Below are 19697 nucleotides of genomic sequence, written 5' to 3' on the forward strand. Positions count from 1 at the left end.
CGGTGATGCTGTTGTGGTGTCGGCGCTGTTATAGGAACAAGCTGTACCATTCCCGGAGCGGTGTCGCTTTCGGTGTCTTGCTGGTTCCTGGCGTGTGTTCGCTGGCGTCCCGCCTTCGATTGCGGAACCCGATACTCACGGCTCGCGACGGAGTGGACGCGAGATTCGATCCCTTTCGAATACGCAGGCACCAGTTACCGCTGTGGCGGGCAGCCGAGGAAGGGTTCCCAATTCGGCTGCTATAGCGCTGCTTCCGTCGAATTAGGTGGGAAAACGATCCTGTGGATCGGTAATAGATCTATAACAATACCGTTGTCTGTGCGTCTTTCGCAGGAGAATGACAGTCAAAACGGCAGTAATCGGCGCGGGAACAGTTTCGGAGGTTCATCTGTCCGGTGTCGCCAAGAACCCCCGAACTGACCTCGTTGCGATCTGTGATCTCGACTTCGAGCGGGCGCGCCAGGCGGCACGGCAGTACGACATCACGCCGTATGCGGATATCGACGACCTGCTCGAACAGGAATCGCTCGACTGGCTCCACGTGTGTACGTCGGTCCAGAGCCACCTGCCCCTCGGCAAACGCGCGATCGAGGCCGGCGTTCCGCTGTTGATCGAAAAGCCGGTCACCGAGACGATCGAGGAGATCGAAGAACTCGAGGCGTTCGCAGCCGAACACGACGTGCCGGTGTCGCCCGTCCACCAGCACGTCTTCGATCCGTCGATGCGGGCTGCCCGCCGGCTCATCGACGCGGGCGAACTCGGACAGATTCGCGGCGTCGATCTCATCTACACGGGTCTCTCTTCGCCGGACGAGGCGAACCGCGGCACCTGGGTCTTCGATCTCCCCGGCGGCGAGTTCGAGGAAGGACTGCCCCACCCGCTCTACTCTGCACTCGCTCTCAGTGGCTATCCCGAGAGCGAGGACTCGATTTCGAGTCTCACGCGGCTCATCGGCGACTACGACGACGAGTTCGCCTACGACGCGGCCCAGTTGCAGTACGTCACCGAGGACGACGTGTTGTGTAACCTGAAGATGCTTTCGAGTTCGAAGCCGCGACACGAGATTTACGTCCACGGCTCCGAGAAATCGATCCACCTGGATCTGATTCTCCAGACGGTCCAGACGGTCGACGACGACTATCACCTTTCCTCGTTCAAGAAAGGGAAGGAGGCGGTCACTCGCTCGGCGGGCTACCTGTCGGGGCTCCTTTCGAACGCCAAACTCGTCGCCGATGGACAGCTGAACGACGACTGGGAGACGGCGACGCGAATGAACCCCCACTACGCGCAGTTCGACCGGACCGCCCGTGCGCTCGAACGCGGTGCCGAAATGCCCGTGTCGCTCGAATCGTCGAAGTGGACGATCCGCCTGCTCGAAGAACTCCGCCGTGCGAGCACGCCGCCCGTTCGTACCCCAACGCCGTAACACGCGCCGCGCTCACGACTCAGTTATTAGATAGTTAATATATGAAGGAGAAACTCCTCTCCGGGTTTCGAGCGACGCTCGGCGCAGAGATCGTTCGAACGGTCGCAAAGGGCGTCCTCACCGTCTCGCTCGCCCGCCTCTTCCTGACGCCGGACGAGTACGGCATCCTCTTTCTCGCCATCTCCGTTTTCAGCGCGTCGTTGCTCTGTAGTCGACTTGGAATTCCTCGATCGACGGCCCGCTATATCGCGAAATACCGCGAAACCGACCCCGGACAGGTCCCCTACCTCGTCCGGAGTTCGCTGCTGTTCCTCGGCATCGTCATGCTGATCGTTGCCGCCGCAGTCACGGTCTTTCACCAACTTCTGGCCGATCTGTTCGGCGAGCCAGAACTGGCTCCCCTCCTGGTGCTCGGCGGCGTCTACATCAGCGCCTGGACGCTGAACTCGTACGTCCACACGCTTTTCCAGGGGTTCAACCGCATCACCTGGAGTGCGAGAGTGACGATCATTACGAACGTGTCGACCCTTCTGTCCGTCGTCGCCCTCCTCCTGACCGGCAGCGGCGTGATCGGCGCGCTCACCGGCTACATCATCGGGTATGCACTCGGCGCGGTGTACGGACTGGTCCTCCTGTACCGCCTGGTCGCCGAGTTCGATCGCGCTGCCGAACCCGAACCCGGACTGCGGCGACGGTTGATCGAATACAGCCTCCCGCTGACGGTTTCCGACGGCGCAAACGTCGTCTACAAACAGGTCGACACGCTCCTCATCGGCGCGTTTCTCACGCCGGCCGCGGTCGGCTACTACGTCCTCGCCAAACAGATCTCGGACTTCGTCATCGCGCCCGCGAGTTCGCTCGGGTTCACCGTCTCGCCGTCCTACGGCGAGTACAAGGCAAACGGTGAACTCGAGGAGGCGGCGCGGATGTACGAAACGACGTTCAAACACAACGTGGTGTTTTATGTGCCGGCGGCGGCCGGGTTGATCGTCGTTGCGGACCCGCTGATCCGGTACGTCTTCGGATCGGACTACCTCGGCGCGATTCCGGTAATCCAGGTGTTCGCGCTCTTCATCGTCTTCCAGTCGATCGACAAGATCACGAACGACGCTCTCGACTATCTCGGGCGGGCGACCCATCGAGCCGTTTCGAAGGGCGCGACGGGCGCGTTCAATTTCGGGCTGAATTTGGTGCTTATTCCAACGATCGGCGTGGTCGGTGCGGCGATCTCAACGGTCGTGAGTTACGGGATCATGGTCACCGTGAACATCTATCTCATCCACACTGAACTCCCGATTTCGCCGCGATACCTCGCCAAGTCGGTCGTCATGGTCTCCGGGATCGCACTTTCGATGGCGCTGGTCGTGCTGCTGGCGCTTCCCGCCGCAACGAACATCGTCTCCTTGCTCGCCGTTATCGGACTCGGCGTTACGCTCTGGGCACTCTTCTCTGTGACGAGCGGGCTGGTGGACATTCACAGCGTTCGTTCCTGAGTAGCAGCGCCCTAGAGCCCTCGTTTCGAGATGAATCTGGTCAGCACTGTCCTCTCACCGTAGTCAGTATATTCCGCTTTCAACGGCCGCTATTCGGCGTTTTCTAGCGGATTGGAACGCGACGTATTCCATCTCCTATCGAGGTATTCACTTTCGCTCCGTTCTCTCATAGCCACTATATATTGGACTATAAAATCTAAAGAGCAAACAGTCATGGAGTTCTTAAGATGATATCACGAGAAATTGACTGTATAGTTGGTTTAAGCTAAGATAAACAGAAGGTTTATGTTTACGACTTCAAATTCCTTGACTGTATGGCACGCGATACGGTATTGGATGACGACGGATCTAGCGATCGGAAACCACCGGAAGGCAGCCAGGCAACGAAGAGTAATAGCGGATTACTCCACCGGCGTAGGTACCTCGGACTCGTCGGGTCTGCTGCGGCGGCACTTGCAACGACGGTTGGAACCGGCGCGGCGGCCGAAGACTACGAGGAGATCACCGTCGCAGCAGGCGACTCCCAGACGGTGCGCCTGAGCGATGGAGAGACGTTTTCGAACGTTCTCATCGACATCACCGAACCGAATGCCTCCTTCCACATTCGGGCGATCGCGGACGACTGGGAGATCCGCAACATCGGTTTCCGCGGCAACTGGGATAGCACCGAAAAGGAGAACGCGATCATTTGCCAGGTCAACAGTGCAAACGCGACCGGGCTGATCGAGAACGTCTACTTCATGGGGAGCGAAAACGACGACACCTACCCAGGGATCACCGGTATCAACGTCGCAAACGGTCACACCGGCGATCTCGAAATTCGAAACGTCAACATTCAGAACTGCCCGGACAACTCGATTTACGGGAGCAACCCCGGGGACTCCTCCACTCACCCCAGCGGTTCCGGGGGCGGCGGCCCGGTCGTCATCAAGGACTCCTACGCTCGCAACTCCAGGGCTGGCGGATTCCGCGTCGGCACCGACGGCTCGCGCGTCGAAAACTGCGTGATCACCGAGTGCGACAAGGGAATCTGGAGCTATTACGAGCACGCGGAGGTCGTGGACAGCGATATCTCCAACTCCCACCACGCCGACATCGTTTGTGGTGCCCCGGACTGGCAGAAGGCCCAGAACGCAGAAATCACCGTCACGGACACCCGGTACGGGTCGGAAAACAACCGTGGCGCAGCGATCCACGGCTCCTCGGCCGGCACGCCACAGCGCACCGAACCGGGTGACGTCGACGGCGTTCCACTGAGTCCGGAGGAGGCCGCGTCCGGCTCGTCGTCCACGTCGACCCAAACGGCCGACGGCTCCGACGACACGACGGACGACGAGAACGAGGGCGAAGAGGGAAATGAGAACGGCGGTGACGATGACGACGACCAGGACGGGTCTGCCGACCGGTCGAACGTGATCGTCATCAACGCGAACGGGTCCAACGGCGAGACATCGTTCTCGTTCGAGGTCACCGGCGATATCGAACACACGCCGTATCTGGGCTCCCAGGTCGGCACCATCGACGGCTCTGCAGTCGAGGGGACGATCGAAAGCGGCTGTGACGCCTACGAGTTCAGCGGTGAGATCACGAACTTCCAACTCGTCGGGAACGCCGACATCGACGTCGAGTACGACGTGCGATAAGGCGCTGCCTGGTTCCGGATAGCGCGCAGCCAATCGCATTCGGATTGTTTTCTTTCGTTCGAAGGCGTCTGCGGCGATCGTTGCACGGTTGCCTCGACGCGGTAGGGGCTTCCTATAGCGTCCCGACTGCACGGCATCACTCGCGCATCGACTGCCAGCGCTGCAATCGGGCGCGCGTTGCCGTTTTGCGGCCACAACCTCCAGACTGCATCGAATTTTGCGGCCACAACTTCCAGACTGCATCGAATAACCGTCTTCATACTAATAGTTCATCCTGGAGATCACGTCGTGTGTGCAGTCGTTGACACCGCCGGGAGTCTCGACCGCTCGACTGGCCTTCGACAGCACCACACGCTAACACATGGGCAGTGTACTCATCTCGATCGACGCCGAACTCGCGTGGGGGTTTCACGACCTCGACCAGCCGCCAGTAGAAAGAGTGGAAAACGCACGCTGGGGGTGGCGACGCCTCCTCGAACTCCTTGACGCCTACGAGGTCCCGGCGACCTGGGGCGTCGTCGGTCACCTCCTGTTAGAACGCTGTGATGGCCGCCACGCCGGCCATCCAGCCGCGCAGGACGGCTGGTTCGACCGCGACCCCGGCGGCAGGGCCACCAACCACGACCACTGGTTCGGCATGGACCTCGTCAACGCCGTCCGAGACGCCGATGTCGAGCACGAACTCGGCTGTCACTCGTTCTCCCACGCGTGTTTCGACCCCGAGGTGACCGACCGCGCCGTCGCCGAGGCTGAACTCGCGGCCTGTCTGACTGCGGCCCGCGATCGAGGACTCTCGTTCGACTCGTTTCTCTTCCCGCGAAACGACATTGGGTATACGGAGCTGCTGGCCGAGTACGAGTTCAGCTGCTACCGCGGTCGCTCGCCGGCGCAGTGGTACGACAGGCCGTGGTTGTATCCGATCGGCAAGTTCGCAAGTTATACGGCCGGGATGACGCCCCCGCCGCTGGTGACGCCGGAGATCGACGAAACCGGCATTGTCAACGTCCCGGGATCGCTGTGTCTGTTCTCGTTCGAGGGGCTCGCGCGGTCAATCGTCGAGCCGGTCGTCGGCGATCCGGTGGTTCGGAAGGCCGAACTGGGTATCGACGCTGCGGCGGCGGGCGATGGAATCTGCCATCTCTGGTTGCATCCGAACGATCTGACGACGCCTCGACACGTCTCCCGTCTCCGGCGGATTCTCGAGATTATCGACGAACGCCGGCGGGAGTCGGACCTGCGCGTCGAGACAATGCGAGCGGTCGCTCGGCGAACGAAACGACGGGCGGCCGACGATCACAGAAGCGAACCGGCGCTTGAAGCGGCGAAACCGGAACGAAGCGTCCAGCGAATACGGTAGCCGGGAGGTGCTTTAGAAGAGGGTGATCTCTACTTCAACGAACCGGCCACGCGCTCGTAGGCCGATTTCGCGAGCGTCATCTCGAGCCCGGCGGACTCAACGACGTAGTACGGCCGGAGGTCGCCGTTGAACTTGCCCTTGTACTCACAGAGGCGTTCGGTGTTCGCGCCGACGAGATCGTAGCCCGTCACCGACTCGAGTTCGGGATCGGTGACGAGATCGTCGATGATCACGCGGTGGAGGCAGTTGTTGACGCTGACGTGCTCGTAGGAGGCCGTGACGCCGCCCTGCCAGTAGTAGGCCAGGTCGTTCGAGAAGAGGGTGATGATGCCGCTCTTGTACGTCCCATCGGGCGTTCGTGCGACGTACACGCGCCAGCGCTCGTCGTCCAGGTTCGAGAGCAGGTCCCGAAGGAAAGGCCGGGTCATCGGCGCGGTGTCGTCGTACTCCTCGTACTGGTCGACGACGTCGTCGTAGATCCGCAGCGCAGCGTCGATCCCCTCGGTTTCGATCGAGAGGTCGAGTTCGTCGTACCGACGCATCTCGTTGCGGAGGCTCTTGCTGAACCCTGCCATCGCGTCGTCGAGGTCGGCACAGTCCTCGAGATCCACGACATAGGTGAACTGCGGTTCGATCGTGAACTCGTTCCAGCCGTACGGCCGCGGATCGGCGTAGCCGAGCGGACAGGTCATTCGGAACAGCGTCGAGCGCCTGTGCGTTTCGAGGTCCTCGAGGACGCCCTCGGCGAGCGCGGCATTTATCCGCTCCCACTTGCGCCGTTTGGGACTGTTCGGGTTGATGATCGGCCCGAGCCGCGGGACGCCGAGGGAGAGCGCCGGCGAGAAGACGGTGCGGCCGACGGACTTCTCGTCGACGAAGACGGGAAGCAGTCCGACCGCCTGCTGTCCCTTGAACGCACCGTACAGTCGCAGGTCACCGTCGGTGTGGGCGTCGAGCACGGCGAGTGCGTCCGGATCGTGAAAAACTTCGAAACCGCTCCGTGGAAGTGCGTCCCCCCACTCCGAGAGGTCGAGTCGTTCGATTTCCATGTAGGTCCGGCTGCGATGACTGACCGTTTTGTTACCACGTGGTTACCGCCCCGTAACGCGTCCGATCCACGATCCGCGCGCTGCCGGGATCAGACACCTGCGTCGCCGACGAACTGGAACCGCTTTCACAGTCACGTCTCAGTCCGTTTCGAGCGCAGCCAAAATACGCCGCCAGTCCGCGCCGGCCTGCGCCATCGAGAACTCGTCTCGGACCGCGGTCGCGTTCGCCGCGAGCGACGCCTGCAGGTCCGGCTCGTCCAGACAGCGCGCCATCGCCGCGGCGTACGTCTCGGGCTCCCGATCGACCACGACGAGTCCGTTCTCACCGTCCGTGACGGCGTCCGGAATCGAGCCGACCCGCGGAACGACGGGCGCGAGTTCAGTTGCCATGGCTTCGAGGAGGACGAGCGGGAGTGCATCCCGCTTCGACGTGAGGACGAAGGTCTCCGAGCGGTGGTAGTACGCGAGCGGATCGTCGACCCAGCCCGCGAGTTCGATCCGGTCGGCCAGCCCCCGAGCCTGAATTTCGGCCGCGACCGACTCGTACAGCGGGCCGTCGCCGACCATCACTGCGCTGAACTCGCGTCCGGTCGCGTCGAGTTCGGCGGCGGCGGCGACGAAGCGGTGGGGATCCTTTTCGGCGCTGAAGCGGCCGACCCAGAGGAAGTCGACCGTTTCGGCGGTTGTTTTGTCCCTTTTGTCCTTCTCGTTCGTGTCCGTGTCTGTGCTTGTGTCTATGTCCGCGTCCACGTCTGCGTCCGTTTCCGCGTCCGAGACCGAGCTGCTGCCGGTCGCGCGATCAGTGGGCGGGCGGTATGTATCCGCGTCGATCGGGTTCGTCAGGCCCTGGATTCGCTCGGGTGGGACGCCACACTGGGCGAGCCGGTCGGCGTGGTCGGAGCCCGGAACCGAGACGACGTCGAACCGACGGAACAGCCAGCGCACGAGCGGGCCGTACCGCTGTGCGGCGTGATGATCGAGGTCGATACCGATGATCCCGAGGTGTGCCGGATAGCCGTAGACGGCCTTCAGCGCGAGCGCGTAGCAGCCGTAGGGAAACAGCGAGATCGACACGACCGCGTCGTAGTCGTTCCGGTAGCCCTCGTACAGCGCGAGAACGAAGAGGAGTGCGATGCGAAGGAGGCGGGGACCGACCTGGGGCACCGCGACGTTTCGCGCCGCGTCGACGCCCTCGATGGGAGCCAGCGAGACGAGCGTCGTTTCGCCGGCCGCGTCCGCGAGCGGACCGTAGTGGCGTTCGTTCTTGTGGGCGAGTCCGGTCACGACGAGAACTCGTTGCGTTTCGGCGATGCCGGGTTCCGGAGGCGGATCGGACGCCGTGTCCGACGCAGCGGACTCGCCGTCTGCTTCACTGCCCGGCATCGACGCCGACACCGACGATCCCGATGCCGACGTCGGCGCGCCGCCGACCGCCCGTCGGCTCATCGCTTCCCGTCTGCCGACTCTCGGTCGTCCACGAGCGCCATTCGATCCATCCCCCGCGCCGCGTCGTCGCTCGCCAGCATGAACTCCGAGAGCGCGTACGCCATCCAGCCCTGACACCACCGCATCAGGGTCACGCGCTTCGTGTGGTGGCGATACTGCCGATAATAAAATCTCCCCTCCTCGCCCTCGACCCGCAGGTTCGCGAGCACCCACCGGAGGATCCGCTCGGCGAACTCGAGTTCACCTTCGCGCGTGAAGACGAGCATCCCCTGCGTGCTGGCGTGGATGTCGCGGGGATAGGCGTTGCCCTCGTCGAAGTTCGGGGCCCCGTCGAGTTCGAACAGTTCCTCCCGGTAGAACTCGAGCGCGGTCGACAGCGTGTCGGCGTAGCGCCCGGCGTCGATCGCGTCGCGGTAGCGCTGGAAGGCCTCGATGACGAACCCGTTGTGGTGGCTGTCCATCGAGAGGTGCGACGCCGAGGCGGGAAGCCGGTAGGGCCAGCCGCCGACGTCGGTCTGGGCCGCCGCGATGTGGTCCAGAATGTTCGTCGCGCGCTCGCGGCACTCCGCGTCGCCGAAGAACTCGTAAAGGTCGACGAGCATCGCAGCGCCGACGGCGGCCGCGTTGATGGTGTAGGAGTCCTCGGGGTGGTTCATGTGGTAGTCGATCTTCGCCCCTTCGTCGGCGTCGCGGTAGTTCAGGTCCTCGACGAGGAAGTCGACCGCCGTTCGGGCGAGATCGGCGTACTCGCTCGTGGCGTCGTCGTGGCGAGCGGCCTGCAGGAACGCGCGGACGGCGTAGGCGGTCGAGACGATGTCGGGGTCGCTCGGCACGCCCTTGGTGTGGAGGTGCTGGATCGGATGGCGGTGGCCGCCGCAGAAGCCGCTGTAGTCGGTGATCCGTTCGTCGGCGAGCCAGTCCGCGAGTCGGTCGGCCTCGCCAAGCGGATCGCAGGCCGGCGAGACTGCATCGCTCCGTCTCGCGAGGTCGTGGTAGTTCAGGTTAGCCATCGCGAACAGCGCCGCGCCCTTGTAGTTGCGTTTGCACTCGACCCGGAACAGCGGTCTGACGTCGACGGGCGTGCGTTTGACCGTCTCCTGAACGACGAGATTGAGCGCGCGGTTCTCGAAGGGAAGCGACTGAACGAGCCGGCTGCTCAGTCCGTCGCCGTAGTCCGGCCCGACGTAGTCGTGTCGTCGGGCGTAGGCGAGCGTTGCATCGAGGACGGGACCGTACTGGCCGAAATCGATCGTGCGCTCCCCGGTGCTCGCCGACGAACTGCCCGCGGCAGCAGCGTCTCTGGGAGTGTCGGACTCGGTCATCGCGGTGGGGTGGGAACGTCCATGCGACTGCATCTACTGATCGCTGGCTCGTGCGAGCCATTAGTATCCGCTCACTACCCGACAGACGGACCGGCCGCCGATCCGGTATCCGACGAGTTCGCCTCGACCGGACAGTCCGTCGAGCTGGTATGCAGGTGATAACAAACCCGGTCGGTGAGCCACGTCGGACAGAGACGTGGTCTCCCCATGAACTACCTGTTCTTTACGAATACGCCGGCACACGTCCATCTGTACAAACACGCGGTACGCGAGTTGCGCGAGCGCGGCCACGAGGTCTGTATCCTCGCCCGCGAGTACACGTGCACGGTCGAATTGCTCGAATGGTACGACCTGCCCTACGAGGTCTACGGCTCCTGTGGCACCTCGAAGGGGTCGCTGCTGAGTCGGTTGCCGGCACACTACGCTCGGGCGATCCGCCTCGCCCGTCGATTCGATCCGGATCTCATCTTCGGCATGGGCGGCTACGCAGCCCACACCGGCGCGTTGCTTCGAACGCCGACGGTGCTGCTCATCGACTCCGAACCCGCGTCGTTCGATCACACGATCTCCACGCCGTTCGCTCGCGTTGTCCTCACGCCGAACACGTTCCGCAAGAATCTGGGCGACCACCACTACGTCTTCGCGGGCGTCAAGGAATGTGCCTACCTCCATCCGGACATCTACGAGCCGAACCCCGCGGTCCGCGACCGCCTCGGACTCGACGCCGACGAACCCTACACGATCTTGCGACTCAACGCGTTCGGCTCCCAGCACGACGTGGGCAAATCGGGGATTACGGGCACCGATCGACGTCGGATCATCGAGCGGCTGGCCGAGGACACGACTGTGCTCGTCTCCGACGAGGGTGGGACGACGAATCTGGAGGGCCTCCCCGCCCGCGCCTTCGACCTCCATCCAGCCCTGCTTCACGACGTGCTCGCGGAGGCCGAGTTGTTGGTCGCCGACACCCAGACGATGGTCACCGAGGCCGCGATGCTCGGTACGCCCGCGATCCGGTCGAACTCCTTCGTCGGTGACGACGACATGGGCAACTTCGTCGAACTCGAAAACCAGGGGCTGATCCGCAACGTCTCTTCGGCGGACGAAATCCGCACCGAGATCGACACCTATCTCGGAACCGACACCGACGAGACGTGGCGCACACGACGCGACGAGTTCCTCGCGGAGACGGTGAACCTCACCGACGTGATCGTCGATGTCGCGACGGTGGACGGCCACGTCGATGAACTCGAGTCGGTCCGCCAGTTCGGCAATCACACGCGACAGGAACCGGCGAGTTCAGTGGGCGTCGGCAGCGACTGAGCACGGGTTCTTCGACTGCGACCGACGTGTTTTTCGTCACCCTAACCGAGCGTATTGGTAGCACGGTACATGTCTATTTACCGTTCACAAGCGGGAAAAGCGAAGCTGCTGGCGGCCTACGACGACGCCGTCGACCGTCTCGACGTCGAGGTCGACGAACGACGGTTCGAAACGCGACATGGGTCGACGCATCTTCTCGTTGCAGGGCCACCGGACGGGCCGCCCGTCATCGTCTTTCACGGTGGCAATGCGACCAATCCGATGACGCTCGCGTGGTATACAGGACTGGCCGACGACTACCGGCTGATCGCACCGGATACGATCGGACAGCCGGGAAAGAGCGCGGAGACGCGCGTCAACCCGAACAGAAGCGGCTACGGCGAGTGGACCGTCGATATTCTCGATGCGCTCGAGATTCCGTCGGCATCGATGATCGGCACGTCCTACGGCGGCGGAATCATCCTCCGGACGGCCGCGGTCGCTCCCGAGCGGATCGACCGCGCCGCGCTGGTCGTGCCCGCGGGGTTCGGTACGGGGTCGCTCGTCTCGATGCTACAAGTCGGTCTGCCCGCCGTACTCTATCGTCTGGTTCCTCGCGACCGGCTGTTAGACCGCGTCTGTTCGGCGATGGTCACACGGCCGAGTGCGAATCCCGTCGTCCGAGACACCATCGCAGCTTCACTGCGATACGTCGACCTCGAGCGAACGTTCCCGCAGGCGACCGCGGCTGAACTCGAGCGGTTCACCGCACCCGTTATGCTGGTCGTCGCCGAAAACGATCCGTTCTTTCCACCCGAGGAGATCGTCCCTCGCGCCCGCGACCGTCTTCCATCGCTCTCGCGTGTCGAGCGCATTCCCGGCGAGAAACACATCCTGTCGCCGGCGGCCCAGGAACGAGTTACCGACGTTATTCGCGAGTTCTACAGCGGCTAAAAGAGGCTGCGGTGCTATTCTCAACGCCGAGTTCGGATCGCCGCGGCCCCGATGAGGGCGACGAGTACGCTCAGCGCGACGACCGGCCCGAAGCCTGGCATCGGCGATTCGGTGATGCTCGACGGCTGCTGTGGCGCAACGGTGAACCCGCCGAGCGACGACACCGACGCGCTGAACTCGTAGCTGTCGCCGGTCGCGTCCCGGACGGTCGTCTCCGATTCGGCCCAGCCGTCGCCGTCCCGTTCGTAGAGGGCGAGTTCATCGGGTTCGATGCCCCGTTCGTTCAGCAGATCGGCGGCGACGCTGAACGTGACCGTCCCGGAGACATCGCCGAGGTCGTCGTCGCTGGTGACGGAGAGATGACCGAGCGATTGCACGTCGTCGGGTGACTCCGGCAGGCCGTCGGGCTGGTTGCTTTCGAACTGAACCGTGCTGTTCGATGGGAGGCCGGTCGCCTCGATCCCGTCGAACTGGACGCCTTCCGTCGTTCCCGCCGTCGGCTGGAGGTAGACGGCATCGTCTGCGCTTGCGCCGTCGATAGCGGCGGTGATGCCGTCGCCTTCGGTATCGGGACCGGTCGTATTGCCGTGGCGCTCGTACGTGACGGACGGTCCGTCGCAGGTCCCGGTTCGGATCGTCACCGGTTCGTCGAGGGAGGGAAGCGTCGCGCGGTCCGGATCGTCGGCGTCGCCCGAGAGCACGACCCAGTCCTCGATCTCGCCGTCCTCGTGGAAGTCCGGATCGTACAGGTCGTCCGCGTCGGCGAACTCGGCATCGTCGTTGAACGCCGGCTGGACGGTGAGGCTGAACGGCCCGTTGAGACCGCCGTTGATCGCACCCCCGTCGGTTCTGCCTTCGGCCCAGATGAGCGAGGCCCCGAGCCAGCCGTCGCCGCCGTACCATTCGGCCATGTTCGTCTCGCCGGTGTAGTTGTCGTCCTGGACCGCCCACGCGCTCTCGTGAGGAACGCCGACGAATTCGAACGTCGCCACGCCGCCGGTGGTGTTGCCGTCGACGCGGTCGTTGACGGTGACGAGGCTCAGACCGTCGGTCCCTTCGTGAAGGAAGAGCAGGCTGGTGTTATCCTCCTGTAGGTCTTGTGTCCCGTAGGAGCTGTACATTCGATCGGTGTCGTTGGAATGCGTCTCGTGATTGCGGTAGTCGTAGAACGATTCGACCGTGTCGCCGGTCGAGAGCGGTTCGATCTGCTGGCACCGGTCACCCTGTTCGACGACGTACGTGTCAGTCGGCGGTGCGTTCATCTGTGCGGAGACGCTGGTTTGGCCGCTCTGTTGGGCGACTCCGCCGATGCTGGCGCAGACAAGCAGGACGGCGATCGCAAGTACCGGGGCCACTCGCGCGCTCATGAGTGGGACTCACCCCGTGTTGTCGGCGAGTACGGCTGTGGCGTCGTCCGCTCGTGCTCCCCCGCCGGCGCTTGCGGGTCGTACTCCGTCCCACCGTTCTCCCGGATCGCTGCCGGTTCTGAACTCGATCCGTCGGCGTTCGAGAGCCGAGCCGTCCGTTCGTCTTCGATTCGAGTATAGAGTTCTGCCGGCGTTCCGACCCAGCCGCCGAGTTCGAGCGCGCGTTCGACCAGCCACCGGTAGCAGTCGCGGTAGCCGGGGAACTCGCGGTCGTTGAAGAACCGGGGGTGCCAGAGCACCGTCATCACCGCGTCGTTGCGGACGGCATCGAGCAACAACCGTTCGCAGGTCCGTCGGGCGGCCGCCGGATTCGCGTCCGGATCGGGAAGCGCCTGGTCCATGATCGTCAATGGGAAGACGATGAACTCGTCGTCGAAAGGTCGGATCGGATGATACCCGTTGTGGAACCCGCACTCGGTCGTCGATCCCAGACTCGTATCGTACGCGAGTCCGAGGTCCCGATAGTGAGCCCAAGTGTCGGGAACGGAGAGCCGAAGGTGGTGTTGGCGGCCGCCCGTGATCGGATGCCCGAGGATGCTTTCGAGTTCAGTTTGCTCGACGTCGAGTCGGTCGCGGTCGTCGCGCGTGTGATAGGACCCGTGGAGGCCGACCTCCCAGCCGCCGCTATCGAGGTCCCTGATGACGGTTGCGATGTCGTCGGCGTCAAGTCGATATCGGCCGAGGTGTTGCACCCAGTGTGCTGGGGAGAGCCACTCGCGTGGCGGCCGCGCCGCAAGCAAGTGTTGTTCGTTCAGGAAGTAAAACGCCGACCGGACGCCGAGGTCGTCCTCGAGCGCCATGATCTCCTCGAACTGCCAGTAGGGGTTTTCCGAGGAGAGTGCCGTTTGCAAGTGATAGCGCGGTCGCTCCCGGGTCGCGTAGTACAGCGACCGAACCCCCTTGTACGGGCGGTCCACATCGTGGGTGAGACAGAGGGCGAACTCGGCGTCGTCGGGGAGAGTCCTGACGCGCGGGAAGTAATCGGTAGTAGCCGGTTGCTCACGGCCACACTCGCGCCTGGCCGGTGAGCGATGGCAACCAATCGTGTCGCTCATGCTGACCGACACTCACCGGAACCGATACGATAGTAAATGACAACATTACGCTCGCGTTGATTGTGCGGCTCTCCCGAACGATCGGTACCGAGACCATACCCGGTCGTTAGCGACCGCTGGTGACGATTCGAACGCAGCCGCGCAGACACTCTCGGACGACCGGTGCGCCGTCGTAGAGCCACACCAGCGCCGCGATCCCGAGGAGCCCGAGCTGTGCCCACCGATACGCCGGCAACTCGCCCGCGAGCAATCGCGCCAGATACTGCCCGAACAAGCGTCTGAACTCGTTGACGAAGCCCGGGCTCGTACCAGCGGATTCGACGGTTTTGACGGGCCACAACAGAATGTCGAATCGAATCTGCCCGCCCCGGAAGTAGGTGTCGAGCACGTCACCCGGCAAGTGCAACAGATACCCGAGGCCGAACGCGAGGCCGACGCGCGGTCGACCGGCCGACTGCGTGATCGCGCCGACGATGAGTGCAAGCGGAACCGCCATGAAAACCGAATGGCCGAGCGCGTAGCCCGCATCGAAAATTCCGAACTCCCAGGCCAGCGGCTTATCGATAATATCGGGGAGCACCGACGCGAACACGACGGCGAATGCTTCGAGTCCACCCGGCGAGCGCCGATACACGAGGTGGCTGCACAGTGAGTAGGCCAGATAGCCGACGATTGCGTGTTCCCATGGCCACATCAGTGTACGTCAGCCACCTCGACCCGTTAGTTATGCAGCTGATAACCCGCTGTGCCAGCGGTTTCGTCACCGACTGCGGACGCCGACTTCCGCCCACCCGTCGTCGATGACTCCTGCCCACACAGCGTTTTCTCGGTCAGAAAAACCGGACCGTTTTTCATAACGATGCCGAAACTATCAGCTACCAGTGAGTGAGGATACCGATTTATCGACCGTTCTCTCGGTACTCGACGACGAGTACGCGCGAGAGATCCTCACGCATACGAGCGTCGAATCCATGTCTGCCAGTACACTGAGTGACCGATGTGACGCGTCCCTCCCGACGATCTATCGGCGACTCGATCGTCTCGAGGAGTGTCGGCTCGTCACCGAGGAAACTGAACTCGCCCCGGATGGTAACCACTACAGCGTCTACAGTGCGAACCTCGACCGACTTGAACTCTCACTCGAGGACGGGGCGTTCGATCTTGAATTGTCCTATCACGAGGAAGACGTCGCCGACAAGTTCACCCGGATGTGGGAGGGAATGCGATGAGCGACGAAGCCGTCCCGCTCACCGATGCGACGCTGTTCGAAGTATTCACCGTCGTGAGTCTCTTTCTCGTCGCCCTCTTCGGGACGGTTATCGCCTACCAGGCCTATCGCGGCTACCGTCGGAACGATGCCGAGTCAATGCTCTACCTTGCCATCGGATTACTCTTGTTGACGCTTTGTCCGTTCCTCGTCAACATCGTCATCAATACGGCGACCGATATGGCACGTATCGTGACGGTCTTTGCTGAGAACCTGAGTCGCCTCCTCGGCCTCGTCGCGATCATGTACTCGCTGTACGGCCAGCATTGATTCACCGGGGTGATATCCTCCTCGCCGTTTACAGGTAGTAGCCGCTGCGAGTCACTGTACACTCGATCGGACGATTGTATCCCTCGTCTTTGTGCGCTCTTGCAGGATTTACACCCACTCTGACCGGCACAGACGGGGCTGGTGAATCGAGTTCAGTTTGCGAATCGGAACCAGGTTCAGTTGGCAGGGCCGAAGCGGGCGGGGAGCGCGACACAGACAGTGTGGACCCACTGTCGAGGGAAGTGGAGGTTGAGGGTGGGTGGGGTTCGAACGGGAAACACGGCGGGTTGTGGGGGTGGCCGTGCCGGGCTAGGGGCCCCGTTCGAATTAATTCAGGCAGAGGGGGACCANGGGTGGGGTTCGAACGGGAAACACGGCGGGTTGTGGGGGTGGCCGTGCCGGGCTAGGGGCCCCGTTCGAATTAATTCAGGCAGAGGGGGACCAACGAGGTGCGGGATTCGATCCGTTATGTCCCCCACGTTGTTCGTTCGACTGTATCGTATTAGTGTCGGGCGGGTATTTTCTGAGTCGGAAAACGCGCGACGGGAGAGCGATCTCGGTAGTGCGTTGAGGGTGAGTACTAGCGATGGTGGGTGAGAGCGGTACTGGCGGAGCGCAAAGCGAGTCCTGCGTGAACGAGGGAACCGGCGTCTCGAAGTCGAGTGGGAAAGGGAGGGAGGGGTGCGAGAAGGGGGTCAGACGGGCTGCTGTACCGATTTCCTGGCGCAACCCAGGACGGGTCGCGGGTGCGCCGGAACTGACTGACAGCAGTCCAGATCAATCGTCACTCGGTGATGCCTCAGGACGGTAGCCGCGGCTGATCGCCTTCCAGCGCCCGGTCGAAAACCGGTGGTAGTTGATAGCTGCTGGAGCGGCCGTCTCTGCGAGAAATGAGAGGTAGAGCCCCATCAATCCGATTGGTGCGATGTCGAGTCCTGGAAGCGGTCCGATCGCAGGGATGGCCAGTCCCTCAGCACCCAGATACGCGAGGGGAATCGCGAGGACGAACATGCCAATGAACTGGCTGAAGAACGGCCAGAGCGTATCGCCACTCGCTTTGAGCGCTCCCGCGGCTCCGGTCGAGACGCCCTTCAAGATAATCGCGAGACAGGCCGCGTAGATGAGCGAGACCGCAGTCGGAACCGAGAGATCGGCCGGATTATCGGTAAACAGCAGGACGATCGGCTCGGCAAACACGAAGACGACCGCGGCGGCGACGACGTAGATCGCGACGGCGTACAGGATGATCTCGTGACCGTAGCGTTCGGCGCGCCCCTCGTCGCCGAGGCCGAGTTTCTGCCCGACGAGACTCGAGGCGGCCAGCCCGAAGCCCCAGCCGGGCGTGTTCATCAGCCCCCAGATGCGACGGGCGATGACGTAGGCGGAAACGGTCTGTTGTCCGAACAACCCGACGATTGCGAGCATCGGGAACTCGGCGACCGTCCAGACGGACTTGCTCCCGAGAACGGGAAGCCCGATTTTCGCCAAGTCCCGGATGGACTCCTCGTGGACGTAACTCCCGAAGGGATCGATACTGACCGGGAACGTCCCCACGCCGGGGAGACCGCCAGCGACGAGGGCCCCGGTAAACGCGGCGGTGACGACGACATTCGCGAGGACGGTCCCCAGCGCCGCCCCCTCGACGCCGAGACCGAGCCCGAAGATGAGGACGGCGTTGAGAACGATATTCGAAATCGCGCCACCCGCGCGGACGATCATCGGCGTCCACGCGTCGTCCATGCCGACGAAGGTACGGCTCCCGATGAGGTTGAGCCCGGCGAAGGGAATGCCGAGGCCGACGATTTTCAGGTACTCCGCTCCCAACTCGACCGACTCCGGATCGCTCCCGATCACCGAGATCAATTCGGTCGGGTACGTCCAGAACAGGACCGTCAGCGGGAGCGTCAACAGGAGGACCAGGAGTGAACTCGATCGCACCGCCTGACCGAGCGAGGCGAACGATTCGGCGCTGTATCGCTGTGAGACGAGTGCAATAGTCCCCCCTGCGACACCGCCGCCGACCGCAAACGCGAGGCCCCAGAACGGCGAGGCAAACCCGACGCCGGCGATCGCCGGTGACCCGACTGCGACGCCGACCATCGCCACGTCGACTGCGTTTTTCGACATGCGGGCGAGACCGGTGACGACGCGGGGCCAGGCCAGATCGGCGGTACGGCGCGCTCGATCGGCGTCCAGAACGCCGAGACGGGCGAGCGCGAGTCCGACCCAGTAGATACACAACCGGATCGGATTGGGAACGCGACGACTCACAAGAACCGTCTCAGCCTAGTTCGGGGGTACAAAAGTGCCTTGGTGACGCGGCAGACGCGGCCGATTTCGGCTCGCTATCCAATCTCATATTCCGGATTCGATGGTACTGAACACGATTGATGTCCCCGTTCACCGAGTGGGTGAGTTCCCACAGACACGGCAGTTCACAGCGGACTGTCTCCTGACCGGCACCGTCAAGTGCGTCCGCTTGAGAACTACGCAGTTCGTAAAGTCGGGCTGGCGTAACATACAGACCTGCTCAGCGAAACGGTCTGGAGAACGAGACCGTAGTGGCGGGAATACTCTCGCACCGGGTGGTGATCATCTGGCGCAGTGAACTCATTATCATGGTATCGGAGTGCTCTCAGATCGACGACGGCTTTCGCTCTGGAAGCGTCGCTGTCGCCGTCCCGGTAAGGAGCGTCGTCCCGCCCGCAGTCGTCGCCTCGATAGCTGTCTCGACGGTCCCGTCTCCTGTCACATCGGTCACCTCGCCGCTCGCGACGATCGTCTCGCCGGGAAAGACCCGCGACTGGAATCGAACGCCGAACGAGGAGACGGCAGCGCGGCCGAACCAGTCGGTGACGACTCGCGACGCAACACCGGCCGTGAACATTCCCTGGCCGAAGACGCTCTCGTTGCCCGCACTGCGAGCGTAGGGTTCGTCGTAGTGTATCGGATTGAAGTCACCGCTCGCGCCGGCGTACGCGACGAAGTGGCGTCGTTCGAGTTCAGTGACGACGACCGTCGGGCCGGTTTGTCCGGTGTCGAGGTCGTCCGCTGACCGCGGCGGTGCGACGGATTCGGGTTCCGGCGGCGCTGGCGACGTATCGCCGATGGACTCGCTGCGCTCGCTCTCGCTGTCGTCGACGGCACCTTCCGTTTCGATTGCCGTAGCGCGGTCGGTGAGAACGAGTTCACCCGACTGGTCGCGGTACTCGGTTTCGAGCACGGCGAAGGTCATCGTGCCGGCGCGGCCGCCGTCGCGCTGGTAGACATCGGTGAGCGTCGTCGTCCCGGTCAGTTCGTCGCCGACGAGCAGCGGGCGGGCGTACTCGTAGGCCTGTTCGCCGTGGAGGACGTACTCGGGGCGAAAGCCGAGGTCGAACCCGTAGTGTCCCTCGTCGATAGCGGCCCCATCGTCCGCCTGATACCGCGGAAAGCGCTTGACGCGCGGATACGTAAGCGGTGCCAGGACGGCGTCGAAGCCCCGTTCCCGGGCGACGGACTCGTCCCGGAACACCGGGTTCGGATCCGTGATCGCGCGGGCGAACTCGGCGACTTTCCCGGCTTCGACGCGCAATCCCTCGACCGTTCGGTGCGAGTCGCCGACCATCGCCTCGAGTTCAGCGAGCGGTTTCGTCGGCATCGCCATCACCTCCGTCGCGTCCTGTGGTGGGCATTGCCAGCAGGGT

16 protein-coding genes are annotated in these 19697 nt (G+C 63.2%); 8 read left to right on the plus strand and 8 right to left on the minus strand.

The window, feature by feature from the left end:
- Positions 1–337: 337 nt before the first annotated feature.
- The 4 genes from C484_RS19390 to C484_RS19405 all read left to right on the plus strand — a co-directional run bounded on the left by C484_RS19390 (position 338) and on the right by C484_RS19405 (position 5919).
- Complete coding sequence (locus tag C484_RS19390) at positions 338–1426, plus strand: Gfo/Idh/MocA family protein (RefSeq protein WP_006827579.1); 1089 nt, start codon at positions 338–340, stop codon at positions 1424–1426.
- Between the two features lie 41 nt (positions 1427–1467).
- Positions 1468–2919, plus strand: a complete 1452-nt coding sequence (locus C484_RS19395) for a flippase (protein WP_006827580.1) — start codon at positions 1468–1470, stop codon at positions 2917–2919.
- A gap of 314 nt (positions 2920–3233) precedes the next feature.
- Positions 3234–4562: a hypothetical protein gene (locus tag C484_RS19400; protein WP_006827581.1), complete on the plus strand. Its 1329-nt coding sequence runs from the start codon at positions 3234–3236 to the stop codon at positions 4560–4562.
- 361 nt (positions 4563–4923) lie between these two features.
- Entirely contained in the window at positions 4924–5919 is a 996-nt protein-coding gene (locus C484_RS19405) for a polysaccharide deacetylase family protein (protein WP_006827582.1), read from the plus strand.
- Positions 5920–5948: 29 nt separating this feature from the next.
- On the opposite strand, the gene C484_RS19410 is transcribed toward C484_RS19405, so the two are convergent.
- From C484_RS19410 to C484_RS19420, 3 genes are all read right to left on the minus strand, one after another.
- Positions 5949–6968 (minus strand): GNAT family N-acetyltransferase, encoded by a 1020-nt coding sequence (locus C484_RS19410; RefSeq protein WP_006827583.1) that lies wholly within the window; start codon positions 6966–6968, stop codon positions 5949–5951.
- Between the two features lie 138 nt (positions 6969–7106).
- Positions 7107–8414: a glycosyltransferase gene (locus C484_RS19415; RefSeq protein WP_006827584.1), complete on the minus strand. Its 1308-nt coding sequence runs from the start codon at positions 8412–8414 to the stop codon at positions 7107–7109.
- Complete coding sequence (locus C484_RS19420; RefSeq protein ID WP_049915739.1) at positions 8411–9769, minus strand: antibiotic ABC transporter permease; 1359 nt, start codon at positions 9767–9769, stop codon at positions 8411–8413. Before C484_RS19420 ends, C484_RS19415 begins: the two co-directional genes overlap by 4 nt.
- 174 nt (positions 9770–9943) lie before the next feature.
- Between C484_RS19420 and C484_RS19425 the strand changes: the two genes are divergently transcribed.
- Both C484_RS19425 and C484_RS19430 read left to right on the plus strand, forming a co-directional pair.
- Entirely contained in the window at positions 9944–11059 is a 1116-nt protein-coding gene (locus C484_RS19425; protein WP_006827586.1) for a glycosyltransferase, read from the plus strand.
- Positions 11060–11128: 69 nt separating this feature from the next.
- Positions 11129–11992: an alpha/beta fold hydrolase gene (locus C484_RS19430; protein ID WP_006827587.1), complete on the plus strand. Its 864-nt coding sequence runs from the start codon at positions 11129–11131 to the stop codon at positions 11990–11992.
- A 20-nt stretch (positions 11993–12012) separates the two neighbouring features.
- On the opposite strand, the gene C484_RS19435 is transcribed toward C484_RS19430, so the two are convergent.
- The 3 genes from C484_RS19435 to C484_RS19445 all read right to left on the minus strand — a co-directional run bounded on the left by C484_RS19435 (position 12013) and on the right by C484_RS19445 (position 15168).
- A complete protein-coding gene (locus C484_RS19435; protein WP_006827588.1) occupies positions 12013–13359 on the minus strand; it encodes a hypothetical protein in 1347 nt (448 codons plus the stop codon).
- Positions 13356–14474, minus strand: a complete 1119-nt coding sequence (locus C484_RS19440; protein ID WP_006827589.1) for a polysaccharide deacetylase family protein — start codon at positions 14472–14474, stop codon at positions 13356–13358. The genes C484_RS19435 and C484_RS19440 overlap by 4 nt, the downstream gene beginning before the upstream one ends.
- A 106-nt stretch (positions 14475–14580) precedes the next feature.
- The gene (locus tag C484_RS19445; RefSeq protein WP_006827590.1) at positions 14581–15168 is read right to left on the minus strand and encodes a metal-dependent hydrolase; all 588 of its coding nucleotides are present in this window, start codon (positions 15166–15168) and stop codon (positions 14581–14583) included.
- Positions 15169–15355: 187 nt separating this feature from the next.
- On the opposite strand from C484_RS19445, the gene C484_RS19450 reads away from it, so the two are divergent.
- Both C484_RS19450 and C484_RS19455 read left to right on the plus strand, forming a co-directional pair.
- Positions 15356–15703: an ArsR/SmtB family transcription factor gene (locus C484_RS19450; RefSeq protein ID WP_006109318.1), complete on the plus strand. Its 348-nt coding sequence runs from the start codon at positions 15356–15358 to the stop codon at positions 15701–15703.
- Complete coding sequence (locus C484_RS19455; protein WP_006827591.1) at positions 15700–16011, plus strand: DUF7521 family protein; 312 nt, start codon at positions 15700–15702, stop codon at positions 16009–16011. Before C484_RS19450 ends, C484_RS19455 begins: the two co-directional genes overlap by 4 nt.
- A gap of 777 nt (positions 16012–16788) precedes the next feature.
- Here C484_RS19455 and C484_RS19460 read toward each other — a convergent pair.
- Together C484_RS19460 and C484_RS19465 are read right to left on the minus strand one after the other, a co-directional pair.
- Positions 16789–18282, minus strand: coding sequence for an MATE family efflux transporter (locus C484_RS19460; protein WP_006827592.1), 1494 nt, complete (start codon positions 18280–18282; stop codon positions 16789–16791).
- A gap of 364 nt (positions 18283–18646) precedes the next feature.
- Positions 18647–19651: an FAS1-like dehydratase domain-containing protein gene (locus C484_RS19465; RefSeq protein ID WP_049915794.1), complete on the minus strand. Its 1005-nt coding sequence runs from the start codon at positions 19649–19651 to the stop codon at positions 18647–18649.
- Positions 19652–19697: the final 46 nt, after the last annotated feature.

The organism is Natrialba taiwanensis DSM 12281 (assembly GCF_000337595.1).
GTDB lineage: Archaea > Halobacteriota > Halobacteria > Halobacteriales > Natrialbaceae > Natrialba > Natrialba taiwanensis.